At 39.1% G+C, this 21648-nt stretch carries 17 protein-coding genes; 7 read left to right on the top strand and 10 right to left on the bottom strand.

What is annotated here, in order from left to right; translation table 11 throughout:
- Positions 1–3: 3 nt before the first annotated feature.
- The 8 genes from QUE46_RS05895 to QUE46_RS05860 all read right to left on the bottom strand — a co-directional run bounded on the left by QUE46_RS05895 (position 4) and on the right by QUE46_RS05860 (position 14040).
- Positions 4–1755: a DEAD/DEAH box helicase gene (locus QUE46_RS05895; protein ID WP_286246700.1), complete on the bottom strand. Its 1752-nt coding sequence runs from the start codon at positions 1753–1755 to the stop codon at positions 4–6.
- 178 nt (positions 1756–1933) lie between these two features.
- Positions 1934–2236: an H-NS histone family protein gene (locus tag QUE46_RS05890; protein WP_004585960.1), complete on the bottom strand. Its 303-nt coding sequence runs from the start codon at positions 2234–2236 to the stop codon at positions 1934–1936.
- Positions 2237–2469: 233 nt separating this feature from the next.
- Positions 2470–2700, bottom strand: coding sequence for a hypothetical protein (locus QUE46_RS05885; protein ID WP_029774020.1), 231 nt, complete (start codon positions 2698–2700; stop codon positions 2470–2472).
- A gap of 14 nt (positions 2701–2714) precedes the next feature.
- Positions 2715–4538 carry a putative 2OG-Fe(II) oxygenase gene (locus tag QUE46_RS05880; protein ID WP_286246692.1) on the bottom strand — a complete coding sequence of 608 codons (1824 nt, stop codon included), beginning with the start codon at positions 4536–4538 and terminating at the stop codon, positions 2715–2717.
- Positions 4539–4598: 60 nt separating this feature from the next.
- Positions 4599–7436, bottom strand: a complete 2838-nt coding sequence (locus tag QUE46_RS05875) for a TonB-dependent receptor (protein ID WP_286246691.1) — start codon at positions 7434–7436, stop codon at positions 4599–4601.
- A gap of 457 nt (positions 7437–7893) precedes the next feature.
- Positions 7894–8763 carry a class I SAM-dependent methyltransferase gene (locus QUE46_RS05870; protein ID WP_286246689.1) on the bottom strand — a complete coding sequence of 290 codons (870 nt, stop codon included), beginning with the start codon at positions 8761–8763 and terminating at the stop codon, positions 7894–7896.
- A gap of 67 nt (positions 8764–8830) precedes the next feature.
- On the bottom strand, positions 8831–11452 hold the full coding sequence (locus QUE46_RS05865) for a TonB-dependent receptor domain-containing protein (protein ID WP_286246687.1): 2622 nt from the start codon (positions 11450–11452) through the stop codon (positions 8831–8833).
- Positions 11453–11697: 245 nt separating this feature from the next.
- Entirely contained in the window at positions 11698–14040 is a 2343-nt protein-coding gene (locus QUE46_RS05860; protein ID WP_286246685.1) for a DNA polymerase II, read from the bottom strand.
- 233 nt (positions 14041–14273) lie between these two features.
- Between QUE46_RS05860 and dinG the strand changes: the two genes are divergently transcribed.
- The 6 genes from dinG to rsmS are packed head-to-tail and all read left to right on the top strand — an operon-like array spanning position 14274 to position 19097.
- The gene (gene dinG / locus QUE46_RS05855) at positions 14274–16349 is read left to right on the top strand and encodes an ATP-dependent DNA helicase DinG (RefSeq protein ID WP_286246683.1); all 2076 of its coding nucleotides are present in this window, start codon (positions 14274–14276) and stop codon (positions 16347–16349) included.
- A complete protein-coding gene (locus QUE46_RS05850) occupies positions 16349–17125 on the top strand; it encodes a TSUP family transporter (protein WP_055019232.1) in 777 nt (258 codons plus the stop codon). Before dinG ends, QUE46_RS05850 begins: the two co-directional genes overlap by 1 nt.
- Entirely contained in the window at positions 17126–17734 is a 609-nt protein-coding gene (locus QUE46_RS05845) for a primosomal replication protein (RefSeq protein WP_286246677.1), read from the top strand. It abuts the gene before it with no gap.
- On the top strand, positions 17734–18630 hold the full coding sequence (locus tag QUE46_RS05840; protein WP_286246675.1) for a histone deacetylase: 897 nt from the start codon (positions 17734–17736) through the stop codon (positions 18628–18630). Before QUE46_RS05845 ends, QUE46_RS05840 begins: the two co-directional genes overlap by 1 nt.
- A gap of 49 nt (positions 18631–18679) precedes the next feature.
- The gene (locus tag QUE46_RS05835) at positions 18680–18961 is read left to right on the top strand and encodes a late competence development ComFB family protein (protein WP_286246673.1); all 282 of its coding nucleotides are present in this window, start codon (positions 18680–18682) and stop codon (positions 18959–18961) included.
- Positions 18945–19097 (top strand): pleiotropic regulatory protein RsmS, encoded by a 153-nt coding sequence (rsmS, locus tag QUE46_RS05830; RefSeq protein WP_286246671.1) that lies wholly within the window; start codon positions 18945–18947, stop codon positions 19095–19097. The genes QUE46_RS05835 and rsmS overlap by 17 nt, the downstream gene beginning before the upstream one ends.
- A 2-nt stretch (positions 19098–19099) precedes the next feature.
- Here the strand turns inward: rsmS and QUE46_RS05825 are convergent, their stop codons facing one another.
- Complete coding sequence (locus tag QUE46_RS05825) at positions 19100–19624, bottom strand: sel1 repeat family protein (RefSeq protein WP_286246670.1); 525 nt, start codon at positions 19622–19624, stop codon at positions 19100–19102.
- A 105-nt stretch (positions 19625–19729) separates the two neighbouring features.
- On the opposite strand from QUE46_RS05825, the gene QUE46_RS05820 reads away from it, so the two are divergent.
- Positions 19730–20614 carry a DMT family transporter gene (locus QUE46_RS05820; protein WP_286246669.1) on the top strand — a complete coding sequence of 295 codons (885 nt, stop codon included), beginning with the start codon at positions 19730–19732 and terminating at the stop codon, positions 20612–20614.
- Positions 20615–20643: 29 nt separating this feature from the next.
- Here QUE46_RS05820 and QUE46_RS05815 read toward each other — a convergent pair whose 3' ends face one another.
- A complete protein-coding gene (locus tag QUE46_RS05815) occupies positions 20644–21642 on the bottom strand; it encodes a cupin domain-containing protein (RefSeq protein WP_286246668.1) in 999 nt (332 codons plus the stop codon).
- Positions 21643–21648: the final 6 nt, after the last annotated feature.

Raw genomic sequence — 21648 nt, 5'->3', positions numbered from 1 at the left:
AGCTTAACCGCTTAACTGATTAGCTTTTCTAAAGTTACCAGTGTAATCAAATAATTTATCAGATACCTTCCAGCCATACTTTTTACTTTTACGCGCGATAACAAAATCGGGATGCACTAAATCAAACTGTGCCTTAATAACCTGCTCAGCACTTTTAAATTCGACAGGCTCTTGCCCCTGCCCTAGGCGTTTACCAAACTGTTTATTAAAAATATACTGCCCGCCTTTACTAGCAAGGTTATAAACCTCATCGCAACTTGCACCATCTTCATCAAAGTAGGTTATTTTAATTAAATCATCTTTAAGTTTTACCACTGATAACCCACTACAGCGCAGTACTAACGCATCTTTTAAATTAAGGGCGTTACGTAGCTTGTCGTCGGGGTCGGCCATTACTGCGCCGCAATCATGGCATTTACGAGCTGCTATATCGTTTTGAGCGCCACATTGTTCGCACTCTTTAAACCTAAACCGATAATAGCATTGCTCTTTTTGGCCTGTATCATCTTCTAATAAACCTTGGCAGCGCCTGCCAAAATGCTCAACGACTTTGCCATCAGCATCGGTTTTTCCCCAAAAAATATTTGCAAACCCACACCCGGGGCAAAGCACTTGAACGGGCTCATTATCGCTATCCCCTTTTTTATCGCCCACCTCAGGGTGAAATAAATCAAAGCCGTTGCCTGCGTAATCTATAACTAAGCAGTCTGTTTTTCCTTCATTTAGCCTAAGCCCACGGCCAACAATTTGCTGGTATAAGCTAACCGATTCGGTGGGGCGTAAAATAGCGATAAAATCGACATGCGGCGCATCAAATCCGGTAGTTAAAACAGAAATATTAACGAGGTATTTTATGTTTTTTTGTTTAAATTGATTTATTAATTTATCGCGCTCTGCATTTGGGGTATCGCCAGTTATAAGGGCACTTTGCTCTGCGGGTAAATAAGTTAAAATTTCTTGCGCGTGCATAACCGTTGCCGCAAATATCATCACGCCTTGGCGGGTTTCACTGTATTGTATTACCTGCTTTAGTATAGCTTGCGTTGCGCGCTCGCTATTTTTTAAAAGCGCATTCATATCATCAGTTGTATATTGCCCAAACGCATTAGTAGCCAAGGACGAAAAATCATAATGACTAATTGCCGCGTCCACTTGATTTGGCGGCGTTAAGTAATTATGTTTGATCATATACCTAAGCGGTAATTCAAATATACAGTTTTTAAATGGACTTTCTTTATTGCCTTTTACAAAACCATGGTAATGGTGATGGTATATCCACCCCATTCCTAATCTATAGGGTGTAGCCGTTAAACCCAATACTTTTAATTGAGGATTATACTCTTTGAGCGTATTTATAACCTTGCCATATTGGCTTTTTTTATCCCCATTTACTCTGTGGCACTCATCAATAATAAGCAAAGAATAATGCTCATTTAATTTATTTAAATTACGCGATAAAGACTGAACACTGGCAAAAGTAACTTGGTGGCTGAGTGATTTTTCTTTTAACCCTGCTGAAAATATACTCGCTTCTAAACCAAAACTTTTATATTTTTGTGCGTTTTGTTCTACCAGCTCTTTAACATGTGCAAGCACCAAAATTTTTTGCTTAGCAATACGCGCAAGCTCTGCAATAACAAGGCTTTTACCCGCACCGGTAGGCAGTACAATCACGGCAGGATCATTTGTTTTTCGAAAATGTAAAACGGTGCGCTCTACGGCCTCTTGTTGATACGGCCTTAATTTATAGCTCATGGAAATAGTAAATAGAATAACCAGAAATGCAGTTTAACAAATACTAAGGGACTGCGGGGAGTTTAAGGTAAGTTTTGGCCAATTAAATCTAGCGTACAAAGCATAAGCCTTAGCCTGAGGTTTAGTTATTAACTTATACGCCATTAAAAAGAGAAGCCGTGGCTTCTCTGTTACTTTATTAAGCTAGGTGCTTTTGTAAATCAACACCTTCAAACGCTTTAGGACGACGACCTCGACCGGTCCATTCAATCACTTCGCCATCTACTTCAATACGATACTTAGCTTTTACTTTAGTACGTTTATCTGCAGTACCGTCTTGTAAATCTTCTAACGTAAGTCCTTTTTCTTTTAAAAGATCCAACACTTCCTGTTTAGCTTGTAGCTGCTCAGTATATTTTGCAATCGCATCAGTGATTAATTGTTGTGCTTTTTCTAGCTCAGTTAATGATGCTGTTTTAATAAAAGATCGAACTTCTTTCATTTATATCTCTCTTGCTTGTTGGAGTTAACTTTTTAGTTTCAAAGCAAGTATAAACCCAACAATATATTTTTACCATGAGCAATTTTACTCCATAGTAAAAGGTATAAAAGCAAATACTTTAGCATGAGAAATCAGCATAAAATAAGTATAGTAATGGACTTTAATATCAAATAAAAAATATTTAACCTCTATTAATTTTTTAATAGAGGTTAATAAACTTATAAAGTTAAAGTCTATTTATCAATTTTTACACTACCACGGGTCATCTCTCTCATTGCCTCTTGGCTTAATTTTTCTTGGTAAGCAATTTGTTCAGGTGTTCTACACACTCTTGTTGCAATGTTGCTACCTGTGGTTTTTTCGAGTTTACATATTTTGCCATCGCTTTCACTGGCCTTAAGCGCTGCTGCACTAGTGCAACCTGAAGCTAAAATTACTAATAATACGGTACAAAGATGTTTCATTGTTTATCCTTAATTTAAGTGTGTTGAGGGAGTATGTCATAAGCAATTGTTACTCGTTCCATTTCACTATTTAGGGTATTAGTCCCATGCCAAAAATAGGATGGAAATTGAATAATTTTGCCTTCCTCTGGTTTTAATGTTGTCTCAGGTAAAAGCTTAGTGTGCATATTAAATCCTGGCTCACCTAGCTTTAACCACCCTTCTTGGTTGGTTGATTCAGATATCAGTGTGGGTATAGATACATAAAATGGTGAACTCATCCAACCTTGGCTGTGATAATGATTTTTATGAAAACCTTTACCTTTCAGAATTACCGACCATGAATCAGTCACTTTAAAATCACCAACATTTCTTTTTAAAAAAGGGTGTTGATTATCTTTTGGAAGCCTTGATAAAAAGCATGACGTTAACTCGTATAGCTCCTGCTTAAGCATTTTTAGTATCGGCAGTTGATAATCAAATAACTTTTCTGCGGTTTGAGAGCCATTCACTAAAGATTGCTCTAAAGGATGGTTTTGATAATAATGATACTGTTTTAACGTACCTTTAAGCTCAGTTAAAAAATCATCTATAGAAGCAAAGCCAGAAGGTGTTGCTATTTTCTCCTGCATAACAAATAAATCATAATTGCAGTAATATGAGTACAGCTCGCTTTTTAATAATCTCAGTGCTGTATTTTTAATACACAAGCACTCTTGGTTATATTCGTCTTGATTTAATAACTTATTTATAATATTCAATGCGTGATCTGGTTTATCTATCGCAATGTAGCTTTTGGCTAACTCTATGTATGCGTGATTATTCTTAAACCTATTAGTGGCAGCTAAATGGGTCTTTAAAGATTCATCAAATAAGCTGTTTTCACGTTCGTAATCACCCACTATAGAAAACGCTTTTTGTGGGCAATTGCTTTGAGAGAGTATTTGCTTTGCTATTTTGTAAGCCTCAGTTTGCTTACCCGATGTATAAAGCTTCTGTGCAAGCTCAGCCTCCAGTGCAGTATTTTTTCCAGTTATTTTTAAAGCATGGTTATATGAGGATAAAAAACCAGAGTCTGCAGTTTCCCATAGCATTTGGTTTAGCCAATGATGACTGTCTAAATCTAACGGGTTGATAGTTGTTAGTTCTGTATATATTGCTTTGGCTTTTTTAAACTTACCGGCTAAGTGATAGCAGCTGGCCATATTTTTTTTAGCTTCAACTAAACCTGGGCTTAATTTTAAGCTTTGCTCAAAAGTTATAATTGCTTTATCCCAAAAGCATAAAGCTTTTAAAGCCAACCCTTTACTATTGAGAATACTAGCATCAGCACCAAAATTGCGAATATAATCATCTGTGAGCCTATCGACCTCAGTAAACTTCTCAAGCTTTAAGTCTGTTTTTATTTTTGCGCTGAGAATAACTGCATTTTGAGGGGATAGTGCAAATGCTTTATCAATGTATTCTTTTGCTTTAGTAAATTCATTCTTTTTAAAGTATAAAACAGAGATATTATAAAGTGTTTCTATATCGTCACTATATATAGCCAATACATTTAAATATTGTTTTATTGACTTATCAGGTTCACCCAACAAGTTATATAATTTTGCTTTATTTACATTTAAATGAAAATGACGTGGACTTAGTTTAATACCTTTTTCAATCTCGGCTAAACATAATATATAATCTTTTTTCTTTTGGTATGCTATAGATTTTAAGTGATGAAGGTGCACTACAATACTCGATTCATTACTTTTAATCGAATTAGCAATTTTTAATGCCTTAAGGAAATTATTATTATTAATTTCCTTAAGGATTAAGTTGCTTACATCTTGAAATGACATGCCTTGGCTTTGCATATGTTCTCTTAAATAATAAAAAGGCCGATAATATACCGGCCTTAGCATTAAAGCTTATGCTTAGAATGAAATAGTTGTACCTACAAAGAAGTTACGACCGATGTACTTATACAACGTAGTATCTGTATTGGCATCATCATAATCGCTGTAATATGGAGGCTCTTCATCTGTTAGGTTATCTATGCCACCACGTAACGAAACATGCTCGTTAAGTTGGTAAGTACCACTTAGTGTATGTGATACAAACGAGTCAGCTTCTGGTGAATAGTAATCCGCAGGGTCTCCATCAAATAATGCAACTGATTCCGTAACAAGCGAATCTACATACATCACTTTGTATGAAACAGTCCAATCATCACCGGCTGCACGTAAGCTTACATTATGTTTCCACTCAGGAATTGAGCCAGAACCACTTGATGCAACACCTACGTAATCTTGAATAGGCTCACCAGCAAACTCTTGTACTTCCCATTTAGAGATATAAGAAGCTTCCCAATCAGCTCTCCACGCTAAGCCAGCAGCGTCAAAGCTATATTGAGCGTTGAAATCTACGCCCGATAGGTTCCAAGTAGAAAGGTTTTGATCAAGTGATGGAGTACCATCAAAGTTACCCGTTGCATCACGTACAACACCTTCACAAAGTGCAAAAGAACCACCTTGTCCACCTTCTTCACCCGCGCTATAACACTTATCTAGCTTAGTCGTAATACCAACAGAGCTTATTACGTTATCTACTTCAATATCGTAGTAATCAACAGTAAAGCTTAGCCCTTCAATTGGCTCAACAACAAGACCAACTGTAAATGTATCAGCAGTTTCAGGACCTAGGTCTGGGTTACCGCCCACAACCGCACGAAGTTGACCGCTGTTTTGTGCAAACGTACCATCTGAAGGAATTAGGCCGGCTGCTGCATCAGAAGCACAGGCTGTTTGGTATCTCGAATCAAAGCCAGCACCACCAAAACCAGTACAAGGGTCTGTATAATTGGTGAAGCTATCTGACTGACCACCGTAAAGCTCACTTACACTTGGTGCGCGAAATGCTGTTGATAATACAGAGCGAAGCATAACTTCGTCTGTCATACGCCAAGTTAGACCTAACTTATAAGTAGTATCTGATCCAAACGTATCGTAGTCAAAGTAGCGAAGCGCAGCTTCTAAATCTAAAGACTGAACCAGTGGCAAATCATTCAATAGTGGAACAACAAGCTCTACATATGCTTCGTCAACTTTATAGCCACCAGAAGTTGGCTGTACGGCATTACCTGAACCGATACCTGATGAAGAGAATGCATCTGGTTGATTAAATGCTGATTCTTCACGGTGCTCTAGACCAAATGCAAAGCCAACAACACCAGAAGGCATTTCAAATAAATCACCCGAAATTGAAGCGCCTAAGTGGTGCATTTCTGTACCTGAAGTACCCTGATCGGTGTAACGCAAGTAATCGGCATCTGACGGTGAAAGCGCGCCTTCACCGAAGTAGTTAATACATGGAGCAGATGCATCGTTGCCTGTAACCGTGTAGTCACTAGGCGAACCTGTAACCGAGACACCCTCACAGTTTTCATTTACTGACGCTATCATTTTGTCTACGTTGATGTAGTTTTTAGAACGGTCAATAGCGCTATTTCGACCATATGTATAGAACACATTCCAAGCGTATTGATCAGCGATAAAGCCCTCTAAGCCAGTTGTAAATTGTGCTGTATTTACTTCTTGCTCAAATACACGGCCACCCATTTCTGACATACGACGCAGTGGTAACATGTCTACATTGTCGCCAGGAGTTGCAAAATCATACAAGCCTGAGAATGGGTAAACTTCTGGATTTTGACTTAATACCCAACTACGACCATCAACACTGTATGTGTAGTTGATAGGTGCTGGTGCCATTTGTTGCGTTGAGGTACGGTTTGTGTAGTACGCTTCTGCAAAAAAGTTTAAGTTATCTGCTAATTCATAATTACCTAACACGCTCACATTATAACGAGTTGCAGGCGTAGATAAGTATGAAGCAGAAGAGTAGTTATAGGTATCGTTGCCTTCGCCACTACCCACATATGTGTGATAGCCAGTATCAGTTGATGAACCGTTACCGCCAGGCTCAAACTGAACTCTTCTACCATCATCTAAGATTGCATTCATACCTAAAGAGTTACCAGAACCGGCACAAAAACGCTCACCGCCACTTTCAGCGTATGGACATGCTGAATAATCTCGGTCGCTAGCACGTACAGTACCTCGGTCGTAAAAACCAACGTTTACAACAACATTACCTTTATCACTGCTCACACCAAAGGTGCTACTTAAGCTAGCTTCTTCACCGTCACCTTCACCTGTCTCTGCATAGCTGGCATCTAGCTCAAAGCCTTCAAAGTCATCGCGCATGATAATATTAACCACACCAGCAAGAGCATCAGAGCCGTAAACAGCTGATGCACCGTCTTTTAAAACTTCTATGCGTTTTACAGCGCTAAAAGGAATGGCATTAAGATCCACGGTAGAAGATGCACCAGTACCTGAGGCAATCATACGGCGTCCATTAACAAGTACCAATGTACGTGATGAACCCATACCTCTTAAGTTAACAGTTGCATTACCATTACCGCCATTATTTACAGCAGCAGTTAATCCGCCCGACTGAGCGGTAAGGTTCTGTAACGCATCGGAAATATTTGAAATACCCTGAACTTTCATATCTTCAGTAGTAATAATGCTCACTGGTGAAGCGCTTTCAAGATCTGCACGTTTAATTCGTGAACCGGTAACCTCTATACGCTCTACCTTTTCAACTCCCTCTTCAGCAGCAATTGAACTTGCTGAAAATACAGCTGTAGATGCCGTACCAAAAGCAATCGCTAAGCGCACCGCTTTTGAAACTTGGTTATTTAACATTGGATTCTCCCTGAAATAATTTTATTTATATATTTATTATTTTAGCCATTAAATAAATAGCTTAAGAAGTGAAAGTATCGCTTCTTTTGTGAATGTTAGTATCAATATATAAACATAGTCAACATATTAAAAACCAATAATTCACATCAATTTGAATATAATTAATATTAGTTTATTTCAATAAAAGGGACAAAAATAAAATGTGAATATACCAATAATCGGAACAATGCATTTTTGAAAATAAAGCGTAAAAATACTTCTACTTATTTACATTTTTAAAGGTGTTAACAAGGTAATTTAAAATTTATAAATGACAAGGTGACCAAGAACAATGTTTAACAAGTCGCTGAAAAGGTTAGAGTAAGCGGGAGCTGCAGCCCGTATGGCCTTTGGAATACCATCAAAGCTGCTAGATTATTAATGCACTGAACAAAACAAAATTGAGTTATGAGGCTAGCTATTTGCGTCCTTTGTAAAGCGTTCCGATATATTCATTATTAGAGTCAACTAAAGCCTCTTTAAATGTTTTATCGCCTAACAATAACAACTGGCTAATATCCTGAGAGTTTAACGCCGCTTGCTTTAAGTCACTTAACCTAAAGATCAGCCCTTCGAGCTCTTGAGTAAATAATTGATAAGCGCGTTCTAAATCAATTTTTCTATTATTCAAAATAAACTGAAAAAAGTCAGGATACCGTGTCCCATTAACTGCGTGAGGGTGTACTTGCCTTTCAAGCTTGATAAGGTTATTTATTGTTTTTATCAAGCTATTAACCTGAGCATTATCATCTTTTTTCAGCTCATCAATTAGCTGCTTTAAAGGTGCTAACAAGTCACTACGTACACGTACAGCAGACTCCAGTATAAGCACATTTGGTTTAACTATATCTGAATCTATTTCGTGGCAAACAATTTGATATAACCCACCCGGTTTTAATACCCTAAATAATTCAGGAATGCTCTTCGAAAGCTCACTGTATTCAATTGCAAATTGAGCCACTATCGCATCAAATTCATTATTTTCAAAAGGTAAGGACTCTGCACTTACATTTGATAAAATACTAGAGTCGGGCACGCCTGTAACGCTCTTTGCCACTGTTGCTTTATCAATACCAATAAAGCTCAGCTGATCTTTACTACTATCGTGTATAAGCTGTACCAGTGCGCCATTGCCTGTGCCTATGTCTAGTATCTTACACTGAGGACTAAGCTCACTAGCAAAACCTGTCCAGCTCTGCTTGAGCTTGCCTGTATAGTTTTTCTTAATATCCTGCCCAAATGAAGTTAAATACCCTTGAGACCAATACTCACTCCAATAATTTTCCATAAAAAAATTCCCATAAAAAAGGGCTGAATAAATTCAGCCCTATATATCAACCTGTTTCTAATTAATATTAGAAGCTAATTGAGTAGTTTACACGGTAATCACGACCAAAGTTATTGTAAAGGTCTTGGTTATCCCATGTACCAGCTGAAGAAAGAACTGGGTCTTCGTCAGTTAGGTTACTTACAGTAAATGTTACAGCGCCGTAAGGACCTGCATTGTAGCTGTAAGTTAAGTTATGGATTAACCAGCTGTCTAAATCACCTGATTGCTCGTAGAAACCATCGCCATCTTCATCAACTTCAGTCTCAGACGTGCTTGCTGTGTAAGTAGAGTTCCAAGATACTGTGTGATCATCAAGTGACCAAGAAATTGTTGCTACTGACTTAAGATCAGGTTGGCCAGACCAACCAGCAGTGTCTTGTACTACACCACCCACTTCAGAATCGTATGAAAGTGTTACACTGTTAACATTGTTAAAGCGGAAGTCACCAAAATCAGTCTCTAGGTTTGCATTAATAGTGAAGTCAAAACCTTCAATTTCAAAACCAGCACCGTTAAAGTAAGAAGTACCCGCTTCGATTAGCGTACCTGAAGCAGAACGCTTAAGGTAGAAAGTTTCATCAGACGTATCTGTATCAACACCTACTGCAGTGATTAGGCCAGCTGCCTCATCAGACAATAAGCCCTGTAGAGATTTTGACTGAATAACATTATCAATTGAAAGCTGGAAGTAATCTAACTTAAAGCTTAAGTTATCGTTTACATCCCATGCCACACCTAAGTTGATGTAATCTGAAGTCTCTGCCTCAAGTTCTGAGTTCTGAGTATAGTATGTGTTGTACTGACGTGAAGTAGTAGAACCATTGTTATAATCGATTGCAGATTCAGCAGAGAATGTACGTGCTGCATTAAGTAAATCTAGACCTGGTGCACGGAAAGATTCTGAGTAAGAACCACGAATAACTACGTTATCAGCAACCTGCCAGCGAGCAGATACAGCTGGAGCAACATTGTCACCAAAGTCAGAGTAATCATCGTAACGAGCTTTTAAGTTTACTTCTACCGTATCAGAAACTGGTAGTACTGATTCGAAGAAAATAGCTGTCACATCACGGTCACCCATTGAAGAGTTACCTGCAGAGCCACCGATTAAGCCAGCTTCAGATTGACCATCGTAAATATCTTCGTAAGTTTGTTCAAAGTATTCAACACCTACATAGTGAGCAACAGCACCACCTGGTAGTTCAAATAAGTCAAAACCTAAACCAGCAAAATATTGGTCAAAAGTAGAACCTGAGTTTTGTAACGTAGTCGACTTCATGTTGGCAATGCCTTCATCAGAGCCTAAATCGATATCGTTAGCTTCGTTGTATGCTAAACCACTGTAAGAAAGGTAGTATTCACCTACAGATTTGTTATCTGCTTTATTGTGGTGGTAGTAGACTTCCCAAGAAGCGTTGTTCCAATCTAAATCACCACGTAAACCAGCTGTTAAATCTTGGTTGTAATCGTCTACGTTACCATCACGTGTACCAATACCTACCCAACGGAATAAACCATATGCACCGTCTACGCCATATGGGTTATGCGGATTATCTGCTGACATGTTTTCCCATGCTGCTGCAGGTGGTGCGTAACGACCAAATGAAGAGTTTTGTACAAACATTGTTTGAGCAAAAAACTCAATATCATCTGTTAACTCATAGTTGGCACTTACATATAGCGTGTTACGGTCAATTGATGCTGTGTTGTAAGATACATTAGCAAATGCATACATACAGTACTCAGAACCTGGGCCCCAATCTTCATTTGCGTCAACGCGGCGGAAAGTATCCTCACCGTACTCAGAGATTAAATCATCACATAAAAGTGAAGCTGACGCTGTAGCAAAATCAGGTGAAAGTACAGTAGCACCAAAGTATGACCAACCTACAGTATCTGCAGTGTAAGCTTCAATGTCGCCATCACCGTCTAAATCACCAAGCTGAGCTTTAGTGTAGTCACGGTCTGCATCTGAAATACCTTTACGAGATTGGTGGTCGAAAGAGAATGTAATGTTACCTTTATCGTTTGAAACACCACCAACTACAGAAAATTCAGTAGAAGTAGTGCCTTCATCTTGGTCACGGTGACCCGCGCCAATGTTGAAAGTTAAACCTTCAAAGTTCTCTTTCATAATTACGTTTACAACACCCGCCATTGCATCAGAACCATAAATAGAAGATGCACCTTCAGTCATGATATCGATACGTTCAACAGCAGCCATTGGAATTGCATTAAGGTTAGCAGAAGCGCCACCTAATGTTGGTGAACCTGGGAAACGACGACCATTTAAAAGTACTAAAGTACGACGTGATCCAGCACCACGTAAATTGATAGTCGCTTGAGATTGCGCTGAACTACCAGAGCGCTCTGAGAACGAACCGAATGAGTTTAATGAACTAGAGCGTAGTGCATCTGCAACTGTGTAGTCACCTTCTAGCTTAATATCAGCAGAAGTAATAGATACAACCGGAGAAGCACCCTCTAAATCTGTACGTTTGATACGTGAACCAGTTACTTGGATACGTTCTACTTTTTCTGCAGACTCTTCTTCTGCAGCAAATGAACTTGACGAAAATGCAGCTGTTGATACTGCACCAAAAGCAATCGCTAAGCGAACTGCCTTTGAAACTTTATTATTTAACATTTGATTCTCCCTGGGTCACCACTTGTTAGAAGCGACTATTATTTAATTATTTTTTGTTGTCACAGTTTGTTAACAGCGACTAAACCAAATACTAAACAAAAAACATCTAAAAGCCAACTACTGTTAACCAAATATTAATTAAAAAAGGGTTTTTTATTGTTTTTTAGCTTAAATGAGGAATTACTGAACAAAAATAAAGCTAAAATGTGGATTATGTAATCAAAAGTTACATTAATAGGTACAAATTAGAATAATTCGAACTGTTTTAGCTCGAAACTGTTTACGTTAACGTTAACAAATTGCGTAACCATTTCTAATAAAGGTACAATTTGTTTGTCTATATACAATGGGTAGTCATAGCTATGCAGCCCTTGATACAGCTCAACGCCGTGGGTTGTGTAAACGAATGTAACAAATTCACCTCTTTTTAGCGTAAATTCACTATTTTGTTTCTGAAACTTTTTTACTGCTTGTACATGAGGAGGGATATTTTTTTGATAATCGGTTAAGTTTTGACCTAAACGTTTTTTAAAAACCAGCATATGATCAAATTCGCCGCGTAAAAGTTTACTAATGTAATCGTTTACAAGGTTATTTATTTGCTCAGGTTGCTCAAAAAGGAGGGTAAATAAATCAGATTGAAACTGTTGAGCCAGTTTAGACCAGTCACTTCTTACGGTTTCTAAGCCTTTAAAAACCAATTTAGTTTCATCTGGCTTTATTAATAGCCCAACATAACGTTTTTTAGACCCCACATTTTTACCTCTTATGGTGGGTAAAAAGAACGGGCTATACAGCGCTTCAAACTCTATTTCTAAATGACTTGTTAAGTTATGTTTAGCGTGTATGTGTTGCCGCCACAATGTGTTTATGTGTTTAGCTAACTGTTTACCAATGTTATTACACGCCTCAACACTTAAATCATCCGTTAATTTTACAAAGGTCGAATCGGTATCACCGTAAATAACACTATAACCTTGCTCTTCAATCCACTTTTTAGTTTGCAGCATTATCTCATGGCCACGCAAAGTAATAGAGCTTGAGAGTCGAGGGTCATAAAAACGACAGCCTTGTGAGCCTAGTACCCCGTATAAACTGTTCATGATTATTTTAATCGCTTGGGATAGCATTAAGTCGTGATTATCTTTTGCCCGTTGGCGCTGCAGCGCTAGGCTTTTTATAAGCGCTGGTAAATGGTGCTGCTCTCTTGAAAACAATGCGTTATTAAAACCTTCAATACTGTTTTCAGGGTTTTCAATCCCTTCTATCAGGCCTAGTGGATCAATGTAAAAAGTTTGCATAATACTGGGGTACAGGCTTTTAAAATCAAGCACTATGACATTTTTATACAGCCCCGGAATCGACTCCATAACATAGCCACCGGGGCTTTCAAAAGTCAGCCCATGGTCGCCCATATTAGGGGCTACATAACCGCTGCGGTGCAATAAAGGCAAATACATGTTTATAAAAGCAGCCACAGAGCCACCGCGCTTTTCGAGCTCAAGGCCTGTGAGTTGCGTGCGAATAACAGCAAAATCAAGTAGCTTTAGTTTTTCGAAAATTTTATTTACTAGTATGCAGTCTTGGCGGTTGTAGTTAGCAAGCGAGCGCTTATCTTCATTAAATTGGCGGATTATTTCTTGTAAACTGTTACTAGATTCAATTAATTTAGATTCACCTAAAATCTCTTTTGAAACATTGGCAAGTGAGAAGGTCTCGAAGCTATAAGTGGCATTTTTTAAGGTATCAATGCCATCTATTACGCAGCGCCCAGGAATAGACACCCGTGTAAAATGCCCTTTTCGAACATATAAAGGAAGGTTTCCTCTTCCTAATAATAGTTTTACCCCAAGCGCCTCTGAGCGCTCATAAATAACCGAAAAATCAAATTCAATAACATTCCACCCAATGATAATGTCAGGGTCGCACTGCTTAATAAGCGTTACAAGTTGCTGTAATAGTGCAGCCTCATCGTCGCACCATATAATAGTATAACCAATCGATGGGTCGTAATGTTCAGGCTCGCCAATCATAATAACGCAATCTAAACCGCAGCCTACCAAACCAATAGAAAACAACACCCCACTTTCATTGCACTCTATATCAAGTGACAACTTAGAAAGCGCAGGCGTATAGTCGGCGTTGGTTTTTAATTCAGCATCTAAAATTTCAGTGTAATGTGCATGATCCACTCGTTTACCCGTAACCCATGCCCCGCCTTTAATAAAGCGCTCCATTAAATAGCGCTCAATGGGCCTAATATCATCCTCATAAAGTGTAATACCGTGGCTTTTTAACGCTTTGCTCGCGCTATAAAAGTGTTTAAGGGAGTAAAAATAACAACCACACATTTTTTGCTGCTGAAAATTTTTAAGCGAAAGAGGTTTAATTAAAAAGTTCAGTGATTCGGCAGCTAAAATGGTACGGGCAGCTTCAGCATCCGAATTTTTTATAAAAAATAGTGCGGTTTCGTTCTTAGAAATTGCTTTTATTGGTCCATTATCGGTAGCAAACCAAATTTCATATTGTAAACCCTGAGCGCTATCGTGCGCTTGTGCAGAAAGTACAAAACCAGATGTTAAATACACTATCAATAAACCTTACTTATATTTTGTTTTTCTACTTTAAGGCCTATAAACGTTAAGAGTTGAAAATTGTTCAACCCCAAAATATAAACCGGCCATAATAGGGAGTAATTTATAAACTTAAAAAATCGCCGTATTAATTTGTTAAATTAATTTCATCGTTGCTTGTAGTTACACTCTTATAACTCTAAAATCCATACACTGTAATTATATACATATTTTAGGTTTATCTCCTCATGCTTTCTGACCAACTAAAAAAAACAATTAGGCAAGTACACCAGCATGTGGCTAGTAACCTTACTGATTATCGTCCGCGTAGTAGTCAAAACTACCTAGTTGCCGAAATAGCAAAAACACTTGCCGGCGAATACCATAAAAAACAGCGTATATGTGTTATTGAGGCAGGCACTGGTACTGGTAAGTCGCTTGCTTATTGTTTAGGCGCGTTACCGCTTGCCCTTGCTCAAAAAAAGAAGCTGGTTATTTCTACGGCTACCGTGGCCCTGCAAGAGCAATTAATAGCAAAAGAGCTGCCTTTTTTTAAAAAACATTCTGGGCTCGACTTTAAGTTTGACCTAGTAAAAGGTAGGCAACGCTATATATGTGCCCATAAATTACATAACGCAGTTAATGGCGATAGCCAAACGCAAATGGAGTTTATGCCCACACTTACCTCGCCACTAAGTGATATGGAAACAAAGTGCTTAAAAGGTCTTTACGATGCATATGTAAATAAACAATGGCAAGGTGACAGAGATAGCTGGGCCGACACCATACCCGACAGGGTATGGAACTTAATCGCCTGCGATAAACACGCTTGCCAACGCCAAATGAAAGCCCACCAAACTTGTCCATTTCAGCTTGCTCGTAATCAGCTTATGCAAATGGATGTACTAGTAATTAATCATTCGTTATTACTCGCTGATTTGGATTTAGGGGGTGGTAAAATTTTACCCGAGCCCGATAATACTATTTATGTAATAGATGAAGCGCACCACCTTGCGCATATTACCCGCGACTTTTCATCGGCAGCGGCCACTATTAAAGGCACTATTGATTGGCTCGATAAGCTCACCAAATTTAGCGGCAAAATGTCTAAGGTACTAGTGGGGCAAAAAGCCATTGGGCAAAACTTTAAGCTATGCGATAGCATTAACGATGCTAATAAAGACTTAAAAGTAGTGCGTGATATTCTTGATAATGCCGACTTTGAATATTCAAAAGACGACACATACCGTTTTGAGCATGGCGAAATACCAAAATCATTGCACAACAAAGCTAAAGATATAAGTGACGCTACACTAGATGCACTGCGTTGTTTAAATAAAATGCACGATACCCTCACGCAAGATGTAAGCGATGGCGATATAAAACCCTACGTTGCCGACCCTGTTTTGGCCGAAAGCGGACACTACATAAACCGCTTAGAGCAATTAAATAAGCTGTGGTATAGCTATGCAAATAAAGGCGAAGGCACACCCCACGCTAGGTGGATAAAGCGTTTAGAATATAAAAACCATCACGATCACCTATTAAGTGATTGTCCTATCGAAGTTGGCTACTACTTAAAAGACAAACTATGGAATGAATGCGCAGGGGCGGTATTATGCTCGGCTACTTTAAGTGCCCTCGGCTCGTTTGACCACTTTGCATACGAAAGTGGCTTAGCAAAGGAAGAAGGTGTTAAGTTTATTAAGGTCCCCTCTCCTTTTGATTACCCTAAACAAGCAACACTTAGAATTCCGGTAAGTAAAATTGAGCCAACCGACAAGGCCTTTAGTGATCATATAGCGCAAACCTTGCCTGAGTACTTAAACACAAACAAAGCCAATTTAGTGTTGTTCGCATCGTATTGGCAAATGGACCATGTGGCTAAGTTTCTTAGAACAAAAGGTTTTAACTTATTAGTGCAGGGCGAAATGTCGCGCGAGGCATTATTAAAAAAGCACACCCAAAATATCGATGCTGGCAAAGGTAGTATTTTATTTGGTACGCAAAGCCTCTCTGAAGGGCTTGATTTACCTGGTAAATATTTAGAAAACTTAATCATTACAAAAATACCGTTTGCAGTACCTACATCACCAATAGAAGAAGCCCAAGCCGAATTTGTACAAAGTAAAGGCGGTAATCCGTTTTTGTCTATTACGGTGCCCGATGCAGCAAAGAAATTGGTACAAAGCTGTGGTAGACTGCTGCGAAAAGAGAGCGATGAAGGCCGTATAACCATTCTCGATAGACGCTTAGTTACTAAGCGCTACGGCAAAGCCATGCTCGACACCTTACCACCTTTTAAAAGACAAATAGATTATTAATGTTTGAACTTGCTTTAGATCCCACAACTCTGGCTGTTTTATGCGCCGCGGCCCTTGCTGCAGGCTTTATTGATGCAATTGCCGGCGGCGGCGGCTTATTAACAGTCCCTGCACTACTCACCGCAGGCTTGCCACCGCATGTAACGCTTGGCACCAATAAACTTGCGGCTAGCTTTGGTTCATTAACGGCCAGCTACACGTATTATAAAAAAAATCTATTTAGTCCTACATTTTGGGCAAACTCCATTTTTGCTACCGCCATAGGCGCTGTGATTGGTACGTTAATAGTTGATCATTTAAGTATTGAATTTTTAAATAAGCTTTTGCCTATCATTATTATTATGGTGGCCTGTTATAGCTTGTTTGGTAGCTTAAGCACCACACAAGGGGATGATTTACCAAAAGTAACCCCAATACTTAAACTAAAGCAGTGGTTGCAGGGTTTAGCGTTAGGTTTTTTTGATGGCGTAGCAGGCCCAGGCGCTGGTACTTTTTGGACCGCATCTAATAGTTTATTTTATAAAATGAGCTTGCTGCTTAACTGTGGATTAGCCCGTTCAATGAACTTTGTATCTAATTTTATATCGCTTATTACCTTTGTAGCACTTGGTCATGTAAACTTTTTATTAGGCCTAATCATGGGCTTTTTTATAATGTTAGGTGCTTGGATTGGCGCTCACTCAGCCATTCGCTTTGGCGGTAAGTTTATTCGCCCTGTTTTTAACACTATGGTTATACTGCTAGCATTAAAACTGATTTACGAGGCTTATTTGTAAATGCAAACACACGCGTTAGATAAATTACGCCAACAAGTTGCTACGCTTAAACAACAAGCTGAGCAATTTGATAGCGCAAAGTTGTTTTCTAAAAACCGCTATATGCAGGCGCAGCCTAGTTTATTTGACCGCGGCGTATTTAGTACTAAAAGCATGAACCTAACTGACTACGTAACAGAAATTGAAGACGAAATTACCAGCTTACCACCCAGTGACCACCGCCATGCTTATGCTTATGCACTTGAGCGTATAGGTAATCAAGTACAAGCAGTATTTAATGTTATTAAATCGACTCCTATTTGGGCAAAAGAAAACAAAAGCCAGTATAAACCAAGGCCAAAAAATACGGTTTATAAGCAAGCCGTAAAAAAAATTATGCAATCATCGCATGAGCTATACGACGAGCTTAAACAAAACCATGAGTTTGAACGACGCTTAGTGTTAATGATTGAAGAGCGTAAGCTTCAAATGGAAAAAGCCAGCCCAGCGCAAGCACAAAAGCTTAATATGGAAATTTTAACCACGCATGCGCGTTTAGGGCGTTGCCGTAAAGCAATTTCGGCCACCGAAGATAAAATTCAACAAGTCGAAAAACAACAATTACGCTAATGCCGCTTTTTTACCACCCGCTCTACAGTGCTTTAACGCTTCCTGAGCGCCACCGTTTTCCTATTCAAAAATACCAAATGCTAAAAGCAGAAATAGAACGCTTAGGCTTTGGTACTACACAGTTTAATACACCAACCAAAGCAACGCCCGAGCAGCTCGCACTGTGCCATAGCCAAGAATACATAAATGATTTTTTAAACGCCACGCTCAGTAATAAAGCAATTAAAAAAATGGGTTTCCCGTATTCACGCGAATTAGTAGAGCGTACGCTGCTTTCAGTTGGGGCAAGTATTCAAGGCAGCGAATACGCACTAAAACATGGCTTTTGCGCTAATTTAAGTGGTGGTTATCATCATGCATATAGCGATTACGGCAGTGGCTTTTGTATTTTTAACGATTTAGCTGTGGCTGGCGCGCATTTAATCAACACAAACCAAGTCGATACCGTATTAATATTTGATTGTGATGTACACCAAGGCGATGGCACGGCTCAAATTACGCAACATAATAACGCTATTATTACTTGCTCTATTCATTGCGAGCAAAACTTTCCGCGCTTAAAGCAGCAATCCGATTACGACTTTGCCCTGCCTGCCAACACATCAGATAGCGAGTACTTAACAACGCTAAAACAAGCCCTTGAATTTTGCGTGCGAATTCATAACCCCGACATTATTTTATATAACGCAGGGGCCGATATATACGAAAAAGACGAGCTAGGGTTATTTAACGTCTCACTTGAGGGAGTTTACAATCGCGACTTTTACATACTCAATTATTGTAAAAATAATAACATCCCACTCATGTGCGCTTTAGGTGGCGGTTATCAGCGCAACGTAGAGTCGTTAATAAATGTGCATAAACAACTATTTAAAGCGGCTATCGATTTATTTTAGTGCTTAGTATACACTCAAATAAACGGACTCCATAAAAGGCGCTAGCACGATGCGACTGCACGACGACATACATAACTTTTACGAAAAAATTGTGGTTGAAGAAATCATTAAACGTAAACTAGATAAAGTTTACAGTGAAGATGTAATGGCCGATTTTTGTTGTACGGTGCTCAATCAACTTCCCCCTCGCTATATTCGCTACGATGTAGATATGGCCTTTTATTTACCGCAAAGTGAACGTATACACATGGAAGAGCGCGTGCAAACCGCTATTGATGTTGCTATTAGCCAAATTTCAAAAAAGAAAGATTTAAATGACCAGCCCACTTGATAACGCCCCTACACATGTAAAACTTGCGGTAGATTTAATTATGCTTTTGGAGCAGCACGAGATTGCTCCAGAGGATGTATTAAAAGCGCTCGAAATTGTAAAAAGTGACTTTGAACAAAAGCAAGCTACCTCTTAGCATTACTCTTTTGTTTGCACCTCGTATTTAGTCACAGTGCCCTCGTGTTTGTTACAGTCAATTTTAATTTCGCCAAACGTGCGTCTTGGGGTAGTTGAGCGACGGCACGTCATTTTTTGTGCTTTACTACCATACTGGCTAATGTACAACGCAACGGTTTCGTCTATTTGTTGCTGTTGCGCTGAAGTAGCCGCGTTATAAAAGGTATTGTATTGCGCCTGCCAACTTTCAACTCCAGCCTCTTTTGCAACGCCTAGCCAGCCCATGCCCATGTTAGTAGATTGTGTTAAGTACTGCCCTTTTAAAAACATAAACGATAATGTGTACTGCGCACTTTTATAACCAAGCGCTGCAGGGTCTTTTAGGTACATAAAGGCTTGTTTAAAATCTCCTTTTTTATACGCTTTTATCCCGTTATACTCATGTTTTTTCATGGTTGTGTCATCGTATAAATTAATAGGCGTAGACCCACAACCACTTAATAAACCTAGTCCTATTATTGCTGTGATCAGTAAATATCGGCTCATGACTATTCCTTTTTTATTATTTTTATATGCGAGTACCGAATCTGGCTTACAGTTATTGCAAAGCCTGTTACTCTGTAAATCAATTTGTATAATTAAAATACTATCATGAGCTTAGCAAGTTTACTTCGATTATTTTTTCTGGCTGCTATTTGGGGCGCGTCATTTTTATTTATGCGAATGGCGGCAAACAGCCTAGGTCCAGCGGTGTTAATAGAGTTTAGAGTCGGCTTTGCGGCACTCACACTATTTATAGTTGCACTGTATTTAAAACGCCGCTTGGCGTTTACCCATCACACCAAGCACTTTTTCATCATTGGTGCACTTAATTCTGCCCTTCCCTTTTTATTTTTTGCGTATGCTGCACAAACTATTAGCGCATCCACCCTATCTATTTTAAATTCTACAACCCCCATTTGGGGCGCTGTAGTGGGTATTATTTGGAGCAAAACCAAACCCACAAAAAGTATGGTTTTAGGTTTGCTGCTGGGTTTAATAGGCGTGGCAATTTTAGTTGGGCAAAATCATCTTGTATTAAATACTCAGTCACTTATTGCTATCGCAGCAGCGCTAAGCGCTTCACTGTGTTATGCCATTGCATCACATTATACAAAAAATGCCCCTAAGCTTGCCCCGTTCGATAACGCACACGGCTCTATGTGGGCAGCCAGTTTTATAGTACTGCCCCTTATACTTTTTATGCCTATTCGCGAAGTACCTAGTACCGACGTTATGCTTGGCGTGTTAGCCCTTGGCGTGGTGTGTACCGCACTTGCTTATATTTTGTTTTTTAAACTTATTGACGATATAGGCCCAACCTCAGCTTTAACGGTCACGTTTTTAATTCCACTATTTGGCATTTTTTGGGGGCATGTAATTTTAGATGAGCAAATTGGGCCAAATACATTACTCGGCGCATTATTTGTTATTATGGGTACTATGCTAGTGACTGGTTTTTTACCACGAAAAAAGCACTTAGCTAAAACAAGCTAAGTGCCTTAAATAATTTATGGCATTAAAATTTAAATAAAGTGCGGGTCTTTTGGCATATCGTGGCGGCGCGTTATATAAAGCACACAGTCGGTTTGGCTATTATTGCTATAGGCTCTTACTTGCTCAATGGGCACTGAAAAAGTATCACCTTGGTTAAGCGTTAATACTTCATCACCTAAGTCTATTGTTACGCTTCCTTGATGAACAAATATAACCTCTTCTTCAAAACGAATATGGGGCGCAACTTGTGCATCAGGTTGTAACTTTAACGCAGAAATATTAAAACCATGAGGCCAATTTAACTGTGTTTGAATACATGTTTTGGCATTTAAATTACCGACTAATGGCGCTTCATATACGCCGTCAAACTGGCTAAGGTACGAGCGTTTATTCCAGTTAAAGTTGCTGGCTTTAACCACAGTTTGTGCCAGCTCTTCATCGGTTATTACTCGGTGCTGCGCTATTTGCTCTTGACTGGTAACTGCCATGGGCTTAACGCCATCGGGAATTGTTTCATTTAACGTGGTATCTACTAAGCTGCCATTTTCTAGCAAAATTAGTCCGTATTCTTTTGCCATGTCGAATACTTGCGGAGCCCAAAGTACCCTACCAGGGTTATCACTTCCAAGTACCGCATATAAATAGCCTACGCCGTTGCCAACATTTTCAAACCCTCTAAATATATCCATCGGGATCGAAATAATATCGCCTTCATTTAAAATCACTTTGGCATCTTTAGCGTCAACACCAGTATAAAAAGCCCACGTACCACTGTGAACTACAAAAATTTCTTCAGTTAAATGGCTATGCTGCGAATTTAAACACCCTGCAGGTTGGCGCGCACCACCAATGTTAAACCCATGAGGAATAGAAATATGCACATGTTGATTTGGGTTTTCGGCAACACCTGGACCAATAATTGTAAAGTTTTCTTTTTGATCGCTCCCCGGCGAGCGCGTGTCTATAAAGGCGTTTTTACACGCAATTAAATCATCGTATCTTACTAAGCGCTCTTTAAATAAACTCATTACTCT

The sequence above is a fragment of the Pseudoalteromonas sp. MM1 genome, from assembly GCF_030296835.1.
In the GTDB taxonomy this organism is placed as follows: Bacteria; Pseudomonadota; Gammaproteobacteria; order Enterobacterales; family Alteromonadaceae; genus Pseudoalteromonas.
This window is presented reverse-complemented; position numbering and strand designations above follow the sequence as displayed.